14 protein-coding genes are annotated in these 14,295 nt (G+C 39.7%); all 14 read right to left on the bottom strand.

The window, feature by feature from the left end; translation table 11 throughout:
- Positions 1–207: 207 nt before the first annotated feature.
- The 14 genes from EL097_RS06420 to EL097_RS06355 all read right to left on the bottom strand — a co-directional run bounded on the left by EL097_RS06420 (position 208) and on the right by EL097_RS06355 (position 13,810).
- Entirely contained in the window at positions 208–705 is a 498-nt protein-coding gene (locus tag EL097_RS06420; RefSeq protein ID WP_003044276.1) for an LPXTG cell wall anchor domain-containing protein, read from the bottom strand.
- A gap of 106 nt (positions 706–811) precedes the next feature.
- Positions 812–1,135 carry a hypothetical protein gene (locus EL097_RS06415; RefSeq protein ID WP_003044279.1) on the bottom strand — a complete coding sequence of 108 codons (324 nt, stop codon included), beginning with the start codon at positions 1,133–1,135 and terminating at the stop codon, positions 812–814.
- 197 nt (positions 1,136–1,332) lie between these two features.
- Positions 1,333–2,994, bottom strand: coding sequence for a DNA repair protein RecN (gene recN / locus EL097_RS06410; RefSeq protein ID WP_003044282.1), 1,662 nt, complete (start codon positions 2,992–2,994; stop codon positions 1,333–1,335).
- Between the two features lie 18 nt (positions 2,995–3,012).
- A complete protein-coding gene (locus EL097_RS06405) occupies positions 3,013–3,483 on the bottom strand; it encodes an arginine repressor (RefSeq protein ID WP_003044285.1) in 471 nt (156 codons plus the stop codon).
- Positions 3,470–4,297, bottom strand: coding sequence for a TlyA family RNA methyltransferase (locus EL097_RS06400; RefSeq protein WP_003044288.1), 828 nt, complete (start codon positions 4,295–4,297; stop codon positions 3,470–3,472). The genes EL097_RS06405 and EL097_RS06400 overlap by 14 nt, the downstream gene beginning before the upstream one ends.
- The gene (locus tag EL097_RS06395) at positions 4,290–5,162 is read right to left on the bottom strand and encodes a polyprenyl synthetase family protein (RefSeq protein WP_003044290.1); all 873 of its coding nucleotides are present in this window, start codon (positions 5,160–5,162) and stop codon (positions 4,290–4,292) included. Before EL097_RS06395 ends, EL097_RS06400 begins: the two co-directional genes overlap by 8 nt.
- On the bottom strand, positions 5,162–5,377 hold the full coding sequence (locus tag EL097_RS06390) for an exodeoxyribonuclease VII small subunit (protein WP_003044293.1): 216 nt from the start codon (positions 5,375–5,377) through the stop codon (positions 5,162–5,164). The genes EL097_RS06395 and EL097_RS06390 overlap by 1 nt, the downstream gene beginning before the upstream one ends.
- Positions 5,355–6,695, bottom strand: coding sequence for an exodeoxyribonuclease VII large subunit (gene xseA / locus EL097_RS06385; protein ID WP_003044297.1), 1,341 nt, complete (start codon positions 6,693–6,695; stop codon positions 5,355–5,357). The genes EL097_RS06390 and xseA overlap by 23 nt, the downstream gene beginning before the upstream one ends.
- A gap of 149 nt (positions 6,696–6,844) precedes the next feature.
- A complete protein-coding gene (locus EL097_RS06380) occupies positions 6,845–7,693 on the bottom strand; it encodes an NAD(P)H-hydrate dehydratase (protein WP_003044300.1) in 849 nt (282 codons plus the stop codon).
- On the bottom strand, positions 7,690–8,544 hold the full coding sequence (locus EL097_RS06375; RefSeq protein WP_129544992.1) for a bifunctional methylenetetrahydrofolate dehydrogenase/methenyltetrahydrofolate cyclohydrolase: 855 nt from the start codon (positions 8,542–8,544) through the stop codon (positions 7,690–7,692). Before EL097_RS06375 ends, EL097_RS06380 begins: the two co-directional genes overlap by 4 nt.
- Before the next feature lie 321 nt (positions 8,545–8,865).
- Positions 8,866–10,560 (bottom strand): phospho-sugar mutase, encoded by a 1,695-nt coding sequence (locus EL097_RS06370; protein ID WP_003044304.1) that lies wholly within the window; start codon positions 10,558–10,560, stop codon positions 8,866–8,868.
- Positions 10,561–11,122: 562 nt separating this feature from the next.
- On the bottom strand, positions 11,123–12,118 hold the full coding sequence (locus tag EL097_RS06365) for an ornithine cyclodeaminase (protein WP_003044307.1): 996 nt from the start codon (positions 12,116–12,118) through the stop codon (positions 11,123–11,125).
- A 17-nt stretch (positions 12,119–12,135) separates the two neighbouring features.
- Positions 12,136–12,993, bottom strand: coding sequence for a sulfite exporter TauE/SafE family protein (locus tag EL097_RS06360; protein WP_003044310.1), 858 nt, complete (start codon positions 12,991–12,993; stop codon positions 12,136–12,138).
- Between the two features lie 28 nt (positions 12,994–13,021).
- On the bottom strand, positions 13,022–13,810 hold the full coding sequence (locus tag EL097_RS06355; RefSeq protein WP_003044313.1) for a TrmB family transcriptional regulator: 789 nt from the start codon (positions 13,808–13,810) through the stop codon (positions 13,022–13,024).
- Positions 13,811–14,295: the final 485 nt, after the last annotated feature.

Raw genomic sequence — 14,295 nt, 5'->3', positions numbered from 1 at the left:
CTTATTTTATCACTCCTTAGCAAATAAATCAAAATTAGGAATACTTATGATATAAAGCTTGGAAAAACGTTTTTTCAAGTACAGCAATCACTTACCGATGAATGGGAAATTTATCCATATGAAGAAAGATAAAAAAGACAGAAGACCAACCTTTAATAAGTTGACTTTCTGTCTGATCATCTTTACTAATGAACATAAGTGGCTTGATTAATCAAAGTTCCCCAACTTGTTAGTATGTCTTAATGCCATAGCAGGTGCTGTTATTAAGGAGGCTAAACCAAGTAAGGTAAGTGAAAGAGAAACTTTGCCACCCGTTGCTGGTAGGCTGACCTTTTTCTTAACGGTAATCATGCTAATTTTTCGATTATAAGGCACCTTAATCTCTTGTTTAGAATCACCAATGTGAGAAATCAGTTTTCTCAATTCATCTATAACTGCACTTGGCGTACCAACGGTCTGATTAGATGGCTTTGATTTATAGACTGTTTTCTTTTCGTAGTGAGCTGCCAACACTTCTCCAAAAGTATGACCAATCGTATAAACCTGAGTAGTCAAGTCAGGCTTTTGTGTCATTAAGAGGGCTAACTTTTTCGTTGCTTGGTTGAGAGCATCCTTTTTTTGATTCAAATTGTGTTTGGCTACCATATACTGAAAGGTCAGACTTGGCAAGCTTCTGACATGTGGTTTTGGATTGTCAATCTTCAAGGAATCCTCTTCGGAGATAGGTAAGCGTGCGTTCGCAGCAGCAGCCCAGTTAATCTCCTCATTTCGGGGGACTATTGGTAGCGCCTTCAGTTCCGACTTCTCTGACTCAGAAGACCTGACCAGAATCAAGAGAAATCGGCTCGACCTCTGCTATCTCAGGAATAGGCTCGAATTCAACTTTGGAATCAAGAGGAGCTTCTTGGGTTTGAGAGTCTTCTGGAAAATCCTCAAAACTGGCTTTAGAAGATTCACCTGCTTGGGGCTGCCGTTGTTTCAGTGCTTCTTGAGCTGTTAACTCACCTTCGACAAGACTTGCTTGATAACTACTAACCTTACCTGTTGAAAACTGTTCAGCCGTAACAGTGTTAGGACCACACACCAAGGTTGCTAATACAATAATACTTGATAAATATACTTTTTTATTAGACATTGATGGCTCCTAGATTGAAATTATCTTATCTATTCTACTATTTATCAGGGGTTTGTCAAGAGTGTTCACTAAAAAGAAGCCACCAAAGTGAATGTTAGATAATCTTTAGGAAGTGTTATTCCTAGAACTACAAACAAGTAAGCTCAGCAACTTTTCTTTTAAAAGGTGTCATCAACTAAATGGAACTTATCCTCTTTTTAATGTTTGACAAGCAGTTCACGCGCCTGAGTAAGTGCTGCTTCTGTCAGATCTGCACCAGCAATCATTTTAGCAATTTCCTCAACACGTTCTTCTGACGTCAATAATCTGACCTTAGAAACGGTTGATTCCTCTTTGCTTTCTTTAGAAATAAAATACTGATAATCCGCTATGGCAATGACCTGTGGCAAATGAGAAATAGCAAGAACTTGCCCATGACAGCCAATTTTATAAATTTTCTGGGCAATCGCTTGAGCGACACGGCCAGAAACACCCGTATCTACCTCGTCAAAAACAATACTGGTTTTATCTTCTTTTTTAGAGATAGCAGCCTTGATGGCCAACATCAAACGAGATAGTTCACCCCCAGAAGCGACTTTAACCAGTGGCTTGAAGCCTTCACCTGGGTTAGTTGAAATATAGAACTCTAGGTTTTCATTACCTTCACGGTTAAACTTTGATTTAGTAAACTGCACTTTAAAATCAGCTTTTTCCATGTAAAGTTCCCTAAGTTCGGCTTTAATATCAGCTTCTAACCGATTTGCCAGTTGGTGGCGATACTCACTCAAATCAGTAGCTGCAGCTACCAATTGTTTTTCCAAAACCTTTAATTCGGATTCTAAATCCCCTGAGGAACGGTCATCTCCTGTTAATAGTTGATATTCTTTGACAATATTGTCATAATAGTCCAGAACATCAGTAACATCCCCGCCATATTTACGGGTCAAACTATTAAGGGTATCCAAGCGGAATTCGATTTCTTGCAAGCGATCACCATCAAAGTCCAGTTGATCAATGGTATCAGACAACTGCTTACTGACTTCTTCCAAAATGTAATAAGCTTCCGAAATTGTGGTTGACATGGCTTTATAGTCAGGGGCAAACTGCTCAATAGACAGCAAGTCATTCATGCTAGAACGAATATTGGATAGGCTTGAAAAATCGTCATTATCTAACATGACATAAGCGTTGGTCAAGGTATCGGCAATTTTTTTATGGTTCAATAAGCGGTCACGCTCTTGATATAACCGCTCGTCTTCACCTCGACTCAAGGCAGCAGCCTCAATTTCTGCCATCTGAAAAGCCAACATATCAAGACGCTCTTTGTGTTCCTTTTCATTTCTTTGCTTGTCAAGAACCTGCTTGCGCAAGTTCTTGTAGCGGTCAAAAATAAGCTGGTAAGCCTCTTTCAATTGTCCAAAAGCTTTGTCACCAAAGGTATCCAAGATATGCTGGTGTAATTGTGGTCGCATTAATTCTTCTTGGTCATGTTGACCGTGAATATCCACCAAAAATTGACCAACCTGCTTCAAAGTTGCCAGATTAACCATTTGACCATTAATACGGCTGACGCTTCTACCGTTGGCAAAAATATCGCGGCGAATAATCAAATCCTCTTCCATAGCAATTCCAGATGCTTCCAAACAAGCAGCAAGAGCTGGATTGGCATCTACGGAAAAAAAGCCTTCAATTTCTGCTTTATTAGCGCCATGACGAATAACCTCTGTGCTGGCACGTGCTCCCAACATCATATTCATGGCATCAATAATGATGGATTTCCCAGCCCCTGTTTCCCCCGTTAAAACTGTCATACCATTTTCAAAATTCAGGGAGATTTCCTCAATAATAGCAAAATTTTTAATGGAAATTTCTAATAACATGACTTTCTCCCCATATTTCTAAGTTAATCCTTGCATCCAACGCGAAACTTCTTGTCGAATCTTGTCGGCATCTGCAGCTGATTTGGCAATTAAGAGTAAGCTGTCATCATCTGCAATCAAACTAAAGATAGCCTCGGCAAAATCAGCTAGCAAGTAACGTTTAATCAATTTACTGTTGCCCGGAACTACCTTCAAATAAAGATGTTGTTCAAGACCTTCTATTTTGTCAGACATCTCTAAAACAGTACTTTTTATGGATTCTGGACCTTGGATAACCTTTTTTCCACTATCCTGAGAAAGCCCATAAACATAACGGCCACTTCCAGAGGGGATTTTGACAATCCCAATTTCATTCATATCTCTTGAAATGGTGGCCTGTGTCAATTCTAGTCCATGCTCAGCCAATAATGCCAATAAATCGTGCTGAGTTTCAATAGAATGTGTCAAGACCATTTTTTTTATCAGTTCAAGTCGTTCATTCTTTTTCATGTTTCTCAAATTCCTTATGCGCTTTGGTAATCACTTCTTGAATAGTCTGGGGGGCTAATCCTTCCGGCCTCTGCGATTTAACAAGATAAGCTAAAAACTCGATATTGCCATGACCACCTTGAATAGGAGAAAAATCAAGTCCCTTAACTGTAAATCCGTAATCTAGAGCAAAATCAACTACTTTTTGGATCACTTTTTCATGAATAGCTTTGTCTTTGACAATCCCTTTTTTGCCAATCTGCTCGCGCCCGGCCTCAAATTGCGGTTTAATTAAGGCAACAACATGCCCCTGATCTGACAAAACGTTATGCAGAGCTGGCAAAATCAAGCGGAGGGAAATAAATGACACATCGATACTGGCAAATACAGGCTGACCTTCGCTAAAGTCCTCTGGCTGAGCATAACGGAAATTATATTGTTCCATGCTTCTCACTCGCGGATCTTGTCTGAGTTTCCAAACCAACTGATTGGTTCCAACATCTACGGCATAGACCAGTTTAGCCCCATCTTGCAACATGACATCTGTGAAACCACCTGTTGAAGCTCCAATATCAATACCAATTTGATCAGCAACCGACAAGTCAAAAACCCGCAAGCCTTTCTCCAATTTCAAGCCACCTCGGCTTACGTATTTGAGTTTTTCGCCTTTGAGTTTTAATTCAGTGCTCTTGTCAATTTTTTCTCCTGGTTTGTCATAGCGTTGACCATTAATCACAGAGACCACCAAACCTGCCATAACACCACGTTTGGCTTGTTCTCTTGTCTCAAACAAGCCTTGCTTGTAGGCTAATACATCTACTCTTTCTTTAGGCATTGAGTCGCAACCCTTCTATCAGTTTCATAATGGTTTGAGCTTTAAAGCCTACTGCTGTTTCTAGTTCTTGAAAAATCAGCAGCGCTTGATCTAAACTATCGTTTAAAATACGATAAGATTGCTCTAAACCAAGCAAGTTAGGATAAGTGGCCTTGTCAGCTACTAAATCTTTTTGAGGGGTCTTTCCAAGGTCTTCAAAACTAGCCGTTACATCTAAAATATCATCTCTAACCTGAAAAGCAAGTCCGACCAGACGTCCTGCTTGGCCTAATTGTTGACAGATACTTTCTGCCTGTTCTGCCACAAGACCAGCTGCGATAAAGGGAAAAGCTAATAATTTTCCTGTTTTATTAGTGTGGATAGCAGATAACTGAGCCACGGTCAACACCTGATTTTCCCCTTTCATGTCTAGCATTTGCCCACCAACCATGCCAAAAGTGCCTGAAGCAAGGGAAAGCTCCTGAATCAAGGCAAGCTTGATGTCATTTTTCAAATCAGCTTTAGCAATCAGACCAAAGGGGTCCAAGAACAAACTATCCCCTGCCAAAATAGCAGTGGTTTCGCCAAATTGTTTGTGGCTGGTCAGCCTGCCACGACGGTAATCATCATTGTCCATAGCTGGTAAGTCATCATGAATAAGACTTCCTGTGTGAATCATTTCAAGGGCAGCTGCTAAGTCAAAATGAGCATCGACTAACGATAAGCCAAATCCTTCTATAACTTCTAGTAATAAAAGTGGTCGAATGCGCTTGCCGCCACTATCAACAGAATATAAAATAGCTTCAATAAGCTCTTCAGATACAGACTGAACGCCTGATTTGTAGTAACGACGAATCGCCTCATCAATTCTAGCTAATTTTTCCATCAGTCATCCATGTCCACTTCTGTGCCATCAGTTTGCATTACCTTAACCAATGTTTTTTCAGCTTCCTGTAAAGTTTTTTGGAGTTCTTTTGATAAAAGCATTCCTTTTTGAAATTCTGAAATGGCTTCTTCCAATGGGACATCCCCATTTTCAAGTTTGTTCACAATGGTTTCTAAATCTTGTAAGTTTTCTTCAAATGTTTTCGTTTTTGACATCTTTTACCTCTACATCTAATTGTCCATCACGCATGTTAATTGTCAACTGATCTCCTTGCCTAATCTGTTCTACGGAGGCAACCAGCTCGTGATTTTTTTCAATCATCGCATAGCCACGCGCAATAATACGACTGGTATCTAGTGACAAAAGGGTATCCTGAGCCTTTTCAAAGCGGGCCAGCTGACTATCATATTGACTAGTCATATTGGCAATCAGCAAACGACTGGCGGTATCAACACGGTCTTGATACCGCTCGATTTTTGCTGGTAATTGAAGACCTGCTAAAGCATGATCTAACTGAACCTTGCTTTCTTTGGCGCTTCGTAAGCGGTCTTTGATGGTACTTGCCAAGGTCAGGCTAAGGCGATCAATTTTTTGCAGGTAGGCATCATACAAACGTTCTGGCTGCCTAAAAATAACAGATTGTGACAGTTTATCCACCCATTCTTGCCTTTGCTTAATTCGCCGTAAGCAAGCTTGATAAGATCGATTTTGCCGCTCTGCTATCCAAGAAACAAGGTCTGTTTTCGTAACAGGTGTTGCTAGTTCTGCTGCTGCTGTTGGAGTAGCTGCTCTGCGATCTGCCACAAAATCCGCCAAGGTTGTATCTGTTTCGTGCCCCACACTTGAAATCACTGGAAGTTTCGATTCAAAAATTGCCTGAACCACCACTTCCTCGTTGAAAGCCCAAAGGTCTTCTATCGACCCACCTCCACGACCGACAATGAGTAAATCCAGATCTTCTCGCTCATTAGCTCTGCCAATATTAGCCACTACTTCTTGGGCTGCTCCATCACCTTGCACTTTAGTTGGGAATAATAAAATCTCAACCCCTGGAAAACGCCTAGAAACCGTCGTGATAATATCTCTAATCACAGCACCACTAGGACTTGTAATGACCCCAATTTTGGACACAAACTGCGGTAAGGACTGCTTATGTTTTTGCTCAAAATAACCTTCAGCTGTTAATTTTTTCTTCAATTGTTCAAACTGCAAGGCCAAAGCACCAATACCATCTGGCTCTGCTTTTTCAATCACGATAGAATAGGAACCACCTGGCTCATAAAGTTGAACACGGCCAATAACATTGACCTTCATGCCTTCTTCAAGCTCAAAGCCTAACTGTTTATAAATACCTGCCCACATGGTTGCCTGAATCACAGCACCTTCATCTTTTAAAGAAAAATACTGATGAGTTGGTCGTTTTCGAAAATTGGATACTTGACCAGTCAGATAAACCCGTTCCAAATAGGGATCACGGTCAAATTTTAATTTTAAATACTTCGTCAAATGAGTGACGGTTAAATAATCTGCCATCAAGCCACCTTTCACTTATTTAGAACTGTTTCAGTCCCATTGCATACTAATGCAATTATACCATTTTTAAGAATAAATAGTGAGTAGAAAACCAGAAAAAGGAGCCGTCTGAGCTCCCCTTTTAAACACCTATTAGCCTTGTTGCAGCCCTATTCATCAGCCTCACTGATAGCCTTCATCCATTTCGGAATTTCTTCACTAATGGCTGTTGGTAAAACCACATAAGCTTCTTGAGCTAATTGGTCAGCAATGGCTGAGTGAAGATAGGTTGCACAAGCTACCCTATCAAACAAATCAACCTGTTTAAACTGAACAGCCATTGCCGCAATCATACCTGCCAAAGTATCTCCCATACCACCAGTTGCTTGATAAGGCCCTCCAACAATTAACTCATAAATCAGCTCATCTTGATAAAGTTTTGTTGCCGAACTTTTAGCCACCAAAATCGTACCTTGAGGAAATTGCTGCAGTGCTTTTTGATTGTTTGTCACGGTCTGTCGCTCAATTGTCAAGCCCGAAAGACGTTCCCACTCCTTCTGGTGGGGGGTCAATATCACTGGCGCAGCCAAATGTTGAAAGGAATACTCTTTTTGGGCAGCAATTGTTAAAGCAGAGCCATCAACTAACAAAAGTTGATGACCTTTGATGTGAGACACGACCAATTCAAATAAGCTGTGTGCTGTGCTATTTTCAGAAAGTCCTGGACCGATTAAAACAAGATCAGCTGCTTCAAGTTGAGCCAGCAAGAGTTGCTTATCATCTACTGAAAAAGCCATCGCTTCTGGTAAATGGCTGTGCAAGGCTGAAATATTGGTCTGGTCAGTCGCAACAGTGATTAAACCTGCTCCACTTTTTAAAGCAGCTAGAGCTGCCATAATGATAGCACCACCGTAAGGTGCTAAGCCACCTATCAACAATAGCCGTCCATAGGACCCTTTATGGGTCTCTTTCTGCCTTGGTAAAATTACTTTTCTAGCCAATTTATAATCACTAATCATCGACTAACACTCCGTAGCGCGGCTTGATAGGTTTGTTCCAATAGCATGGTAATCGTCATGGGACCAACACCTCCTGGTACAGGAGTGATTTTCGCCGCAACTTCTGCCACCTCATCAAAGGCCACATCTCCAATTAACTTGCCATTGTCATCACGGTTCATGCCGACATCAATGACAATAGCTCCTTCTTTAACAAAGTTCTTGGTGACGAAATGTCCTTGTCCAATGGCCACAATCAAGACATCTGCATGACGGCAAACGTCTTCTAAATGCCGTGTCTTAGAATGCGTCAAGGTTACTGTTGCATTTTTATCCAACAAGAGCTGAGCCATTGGTTTACCTACAATATTAGATCTTCCGATAATCACCGCATGCTTCCCTTCAAGGTCCACCTCATATTCGCGCAATATTTCCATGATACCTGCTGGCGTACAAGGAACCATCAAGGAACGACCCGACCAAAGGTGACCTGTATTCATTGGGTGAAAACCATCCACATCTTTTTTAGGATCGATAGCAAGGATAATTTTCTTATCATTGATGTGATTTGGCAAGGGCAATTGGACCAAGATACCATGAATTGTTTCATCTTCATTATAACGTTCAATGACGGCAATCAATTCTTCTTGGCAAATAGATTCTGACAACCTAACGGTTTCACTTTTGAAACCAGCAGCAAGGGCTGCGCGTTCTTTATTGCGCACATACACTTGACTGGCAGGATTATCCCCCACAAGAATCACAACCAGACCCGGTACAATATTCTTTTCTTGCTTTAATTGTTTTACCTTGGCCGTTAGTTCGCTTTGCATTTTTTGGGCTAGGGCCTTCCCATCGATTATCTCGGTCATCAACATTCCCCCTTCATTTTCATCTCTCTATTATATCAAAAATTTGATTATCTGCTCTTCTATTTGCAAACTGTTACTGGTTGCCTACTCTTAGTATGCCTTTTTCAGGAAACCAAAAAAGAGGCTGTCAGAAAGGTTTCTGCAGCCCTAGGTGAATCATTTTAGCTAAGAACCTCAGTGCTCTTAGTAACTTTTTTGCCTCTTTCTTAGTTTAGTTGCTAGTCAAGCTGTCAGAAAGGTTTCTGCAGCCCTAGGTGAATCATTTTAGCTAAGAACCTCAGTGCTCTTAGTAACTTTTTTGCCTCTTTCTTAGTTTAGTTGCTAGTCAACCTGTTCCATTTTTAATCGGCAAGCTGCCTCAATAGCATCTAATTTAGCAAGGCTATCAGCTTGTGTTTGGCCAATGGTATAAAGGTAAAGTTTGATTTTGGGTTCTGTGCCAGAGGGTCTAAGTGCATACCAAGAACCCTCGTCAAAATAATATTTGAGGCAGTTTTGTTTTGGAAACTCTTGATAACCATCTATGAAATCAATGGTTTTTTTCAAAGCCATCTCTGCCACTGCTTCTAGAGGGCTTTGACGAAAATCGTCCATGATTCTGGCAATACGTTCTTGCCCTTCGACACCTTCTAATTCTAAGGCAATTTGACGTTCGTTATAATAACCAAAAGTAGTGTAGATGGTTTCTAAAACATCCAGTAAGGTTTGACCTCTTTCTTTATAATAGGCAGCCATTTCAACAATCATCATTGACGCACTGACAGCATCTTTATCCCGAACAAAAGTCCCATAACAAAAACCAATACTTTCTTCATAACCAAAGAGGTAGGTTTTGGCTTTGGTCACCTCATATTCATTTGCCTTGCCACAAATATTTTTAAAACCAGTCAAGGTTTCAACAGTTTCAATACCATAATAGCTAGCAATAGCCCGTGACAAATCACCTGTCACAATAGACTTGACCAAAACAGGACGCTCTGGCAAATTGCCTAAGGCTGCACGCTGTGAAAAAATGTAATAAGACAAGAGTGCTCCAATTTTATTACCATTTAAAAAAACATATTCCCCAACTGGATTTTTAACTTCTAAGGCTACACGGTCACAGTCAGGGTCAGTTGCAATCAAAATGTCCGCATCAACTTCCCTACCTAATTTTTCCGAGTAGGCAAAAGCTTTAGGAACTTCAGGATTAGGGTAGCCAACTGTTGTAAAATCAGGGTCTGGTAATTCTTGCTCAGGGACCACATAAACATTGTCAAAACCACGACGCATCAAGACCTCACGCACTGGTAAATTCCCAACGCCATTAAGAGGCGTATAGACCACACGAACAGACTTATCAATAGCTGTGTCGTTAATGGTTAAACCAAGCACTTCTTGCTTGTAAGCCTCTTCGATACTGTCATCAATATAGCTGATAAGACCGCTAGCTAAGCCTTCCTCAAAAGGTATCTGCTTAATGTCTTCGTAGCAAGTGATGGCAGCCATGTGGTCTGAAATCTGGTCTGCAATATCATCTAGAATTTGAGAGCCTTCTTGCCAATAAGCCTTGTAACCGTTATAAGCTTGAGGATTATGACTAGCGGTAATCATGACACCTGAGATACAACCTAAGGCACGAATAGCATAAGAACACATCGGTGTCGGTCTAATGCCCTTATAGATATAAGCCTTGATACCATTCGCCGCCATGATAGAGCACGTTAACTCTGCAAATGTTTGGGATTGGTAGCGCACATCATAGCTAACTGCAATGCCTCTTGCAACTGCCTCAGGACCATAATCAATGATAGTATTGGCTAAAGCTTGCGCAGCTTTACCAACCATATAAGTATTCATGCGATTGGTTCCTGCACCGAGTTTGCCTCTTAGCCCTGCTGTTCCAAATTCAAGTGTCTTGTAAAAACGATCTTGAATCTCAGTCTCATTATCCTTGATTGCCACTAAATCTGCCTTAATGTCTTCACTAAGCGCATCATTTTGTAGCCATTCTTGATAAACCTCTTTGTAAGTCATATTACTCATCCTCTTCTAAGACCAAATGGTAAAAATCACTCTCCTGACAAGAGATTTTTTCCCCTGAAGGAGCTAACTGAATAGTAACAAATAACATTTATAAAGTCAACTTATTTTATAACTTAACCTATCTTAATATTGATTTTCTGCAACCTAGGACGTTCCCTCTTCCGTTCGCACTTTTTCGATTGCTTATTCCTACTTTCCGATAAACCTAAAGCCTTGCGCAGCATGGTTAATAACAGACCATACATAGGTAAGGGGAGACTTTATGAATAAGGTAAATTAGATTTTCTTGCTTTTATACCCTAAAGCGTCTCAATCTAATCTCATCGCTTACTGATAAAAGTGACTAAATAAAAAGAGCTTGCTAATAATGCTAGTGTCACACCATTAACAAGCTCAATTTAATCAACTAACAGTTAGGCGAATCAATAAGTCCCTATAAAGCAAAGGACAAGTGATTTTGAACAATCTGATTGACCTCTCATAGAGGTAAAATTCAGCCTTATCGTCAAAAGATCACATCCATTTATTCCTATCCTGAATTCAACATAAGGTATTACAAATCAATGATTGTTCCAATTCCTTTTTCAAGAGCCTTTTTAACAATCAGTTGAGCTGTAACAACATCTAAGACAGCAGATCCTACCGTTTTAAAGAGTGTTATACCTTGTTTGCTTTGCCGACCAGTAATACTTCCGAGCACTAGCTGTCCAAGTTCACCTGTAATATCTGTTTCTTGAATAGCCTTTGTGTTCAGAGCATTCATGACATCGCCTGCCTCATTAACCACACCGTCAACAGTATCAAAAACAATGGTTTCCGCCTTGGCAAAGATTTCTGCAGGAAGTTCAATCATTTCTGAAGTATATGCTCCCACACCATTAACATGAGTACCTGGTTTAATATCTTGTGCGTCGAATGTCGGTCTTTTTGACGTTGTCACTGACGTGATAATATCAGCACCTGAAACCGCTTCTTTTGGAGACGACACTGCTATAAATTTAGTGTTGAATAGTTTACCAAATTCGTCATCAAGTTCTTTAGCGAAAGCTTGAGCACGCTCTAAATTAATGTCATAAACACGCAATTCTTCAATAGATCGGACGGTTAACATCGCTAATGATTGTTGAATGGCTTGGCCTCCTGTACCAATAATTGCAGCAATTTTAGCATCTTTTCGCGCTAACAAATCAGTAGCTGCCCCCTGTACTGCTCCAGTTCTTAGTTGAGTTAAAAAAGTTCCATCCATGATTGCTGATACCACACCAGTCTCAGCATCTACCACAACCATCGAAGCAGGTACCGATGGCAAACCTCTATCAATATTGTCTGGATAAACTGAAACAACCTTAACCCCAACAGCATTAATATCACCTTCAACAGCTGCAGGCATATAAAGACTTTGGCCATTAAACTGATTAACTGGTAAATTCACACGTAAGGGAACTTTTGCTTGCCCAGCAGAATATGCTTTGACTGAGACCTTACTTGCCTTAATAGCGTCTGACATTGAAAAACAGGCTTTAATATCTTCTTTTGTTAATACTAACATGGTCATGCTCCTTTAACTTAAACTTTTTTTAACATACCATACGAACTATAAATAAGAATAGCTGCTACTACCCACTTCAAGGCATCAATATTTAATGACGTTACAAAGTGAACGGCGGCTAAAACACCTAACACCCCAAAGGTAGAGGTGAAAAGAGTAATTTTTCGACTGTATTCTCCAGATTTAACAAATTGTACGCTACCAACTGGAACAGAGAAGGTTGCGGCTCCCATCATAATTGGGAAGGAAACTGCTGGACTCATTCCAAGAAGATAAACAGTTACCATCGTTAAAGCGTATGAACCAATACCGATATTATTTAATGCTCCAAAAATAAACAAGAGAATACCAGCAACGACTAATTTCAAACCTGTTAATTCTGTTGCATTACCACCTTTTGGTAACATTCCTAATAAACCACCAACAATGATTATTGCAGCAATAATCATCCCAACTCCGATGTAATATTTAATTTTTTCTGCTGGCAATTTAATGGCAAATTTTGCACCAAAATAAGATCCGATCACTTGACAGATAATGCAGACCGCTAAGGTTAAGACGCCTACTTTGATACTCTGAATATAAGCCAAGGCCATCACAGCGACCGGTATGGTACACTGAGCATTCAAGGTTCCTGGCAGTTTTTTAACACTAGTCCAGTTTAATTTTGGGTATAAACTTGTACTGATGGCAAAGTCCGAAATACCAATAGTTGATAAGAAAAAGATAATGGCACTTGAAAAAGGCATAACTGCTGTTGGTGCAGCTTCAGCCATTGTTTCTTTCTTGTGCGATAATAAATCCTTGACTAGGATATAGGCAAAGTAGGCATTCACTGCAATAACAAGAATCAATAAGATATTTTTAATGGACATGATAGTAGTACTCCTTCATTTTCAATAATTAGATTTCTCGTATTTGACCTAAATCAGGGCCATAAGTTTTTTCAAGCATCTCTCGATGATCTTCAATAATTTTCAAGGTATAAGCATCATGCTTAATGTATTCTTTAGCCAGTGATAGCATGGCTGGATGATGGGTCCAAATAATATTGATGTTATCCTCCAGGGTTCCAAAAAGAACCGAATCATCATCTGCAATAATATTAATCCAACGACCACCCATATCATGTCTTTTAGCTTGTTCAAAACCATGCTTATAGTAATGTTTCAGGGGTAAATCGTAATGGTGATTATCGCTGAATAAAATTAAAATAAAAACGTTTAACCTCTCCTCAGCCTTTTGCAACAGTTGAACTATCTCTTCTGTCAAATCAGGCTCCCAAATTTGGATAAGTAAACTTTCATTAGCGTGATTAATTAAAAAATGAACTTTTTCAATGACACTTTGCAAATGATCTACTTTCCAGAGTTCATAACTCTTTTGCTTTTCTGTAATACGGCTTAAATAATGTTCTATCTGTTGAAATTGTTTCTCCGTTTTATTGTCAATGCGTAGTAACATTTCTTCCACTGACAGAGCAGTGTAGAGCTTTATATCAGCGTGGTTGTCAAAAATAATTCCCTCTTTCACTAATTTTTCCAAAATATTATAGACTTTTGATCTGGGAACACCCGATTTCTTACTAATTTCATATCCGGTCGAGGGTCCAAATTCTAAAAGCGAAACATAAACCTTGGTTTCCATCTCAGTAAATCCAAAATACTTCATCGCTTGCAACAATGACTCCATAGAATCTCCTTATTAGATTTAGTAGCTACCTTGGTAACTATTATAATACATTATGAAAACGATTGCAATAAAAAGTTAAAAAGATCACAAATTTTCAGAGTAAGTGAGATTCTTTTTTTATCAAAGATGCTCTATCCCCTAAACCTTTATCTGACAAGTAACTACTCTTTGACATACAAAAAGAGGCTGTTCACAAGAACAGCCTCTAAGCAAAATAATGATCCCAATCTCCATAACCTTTCTAAGGAACTATGTTTTATTCATATAGGTCTTTTTCATATCTTCCCTCACAGGACAAGAACAGTTGCAATCCCCACGAGATCCCTTTTGTTATTGTAACGGGTAAGACTTAGAATGATTAAAACTCCTATAAAGGTTGCAAGAATAAGCGTTGACATTAACTTTTTCCTCCTGACGAATACGTTCAAGATGAGATCTGGTAATCACTTGACTAGGGTCTAGGGTTGACCTTTCCACAATAACAT

This window comes from Streptococcus canis (assembly GCF_900636575.1).
GTDB classification, from domain to species: Bacteria; Bacillota; Bacilli; order Lactobacillales; family Streptococcaceae; genus Streptococcus; species Streptococcus canis.
Note: the sequence above shows the minus strand (reverse complement) of the source record. Positions and strands in the feature narration are given on the sequence as shown.

Bases quoted from the DNA above. Each gene is read 5' to 3' on its own strand.
- EL097_RS06415 (WP_003044279.1), bottom strand. From the start codon at position 1,135: ATGTCTAATAAAAAAGTATATTTATCAAGTATTATTGTATTAGCAACC.
- recN (WP_003044282.1), bottom strand. From the start codon at position 2,994: ATGTTATTAGAAATTTCCATTAAAAATTTTGCTATTATTGAGGAAATC.
- EL097_RS06405 (WP_003044285.1), bottom strand. From the start codon at position 3,483: ATGAAAAAGAATGAACGACTTGAACTGATAAAAAAAATGGTCTTGACA.
- EL097_RS06400 (WP_003044288.1), bottom strand. From the start codon at position 4,297: ATGCCTAAAGAAAGAGTAGATGTATTAGCCTACAAGCAAGGCTTGTTT.
- EL097_RS06395 (WP_003044290.1), bottom strand. From the start codon at position 5,162: ATGGAAAAATTAGCTAGAATTGATGAGGCGATTCGTCGTTACTACAAA.
- EL097_RS06390 (WP_003044293.1), bottom strand. From the start codon at position 5,377: ATGTCAAAAACGAAAACATTTGAAGAAAACTTACAAGATTTAGAAACC.
- xseA (WP_003044297.1), bottom strand. From the start codon at position 6,695: ATGGCAGATTATTTAACCGTCACTCATTTGACGAAGTATTTAAAATTA.
- EL097_RS06380 (WP_003044300.1), bottom strand. From the start codon at position 7,693: ATGATTAGTGATTATAAATTGGCTAGAAAAGTAATTTTACCAAGGCAG.
- EL097_RS06375 (WP_129544992.1), bottom strand. From the start codon at position 8,544: ATGACCGAGATAATCGATGGGAAGGCCCTAGCCCAAAAAATGCAAAGC.
- EL097_RS06370 (WP_003044304.1), bottom strand. From the start codon at position 10,560: ATGACTTACAAAGAGGTTTATCAAGAATGGCTACAAAATGATGCGCTT.
- EL097_RS06365 (WP_003044307.1), bottom strand. From the start codon at position 12,118: ATGTTAGTATTAACAAAAGAAGATATTAAAGCCTGTTTTTCAATGTCA.
- EL097_RS06360 (WP_003044310.1), bottom strand. From the start codon at position 12,993: ATGTCCATTAAAAATATCTTATTGATTCTTGTTATTGCAGTGAATGCC.
- EL097_RS06355 (WP_003044313.1), bottom strand. From the start codon at position 13,810: ATGGAGTCATTGTTGCAAGCGATGAAGTATTTTGGATTTACTGAGATG.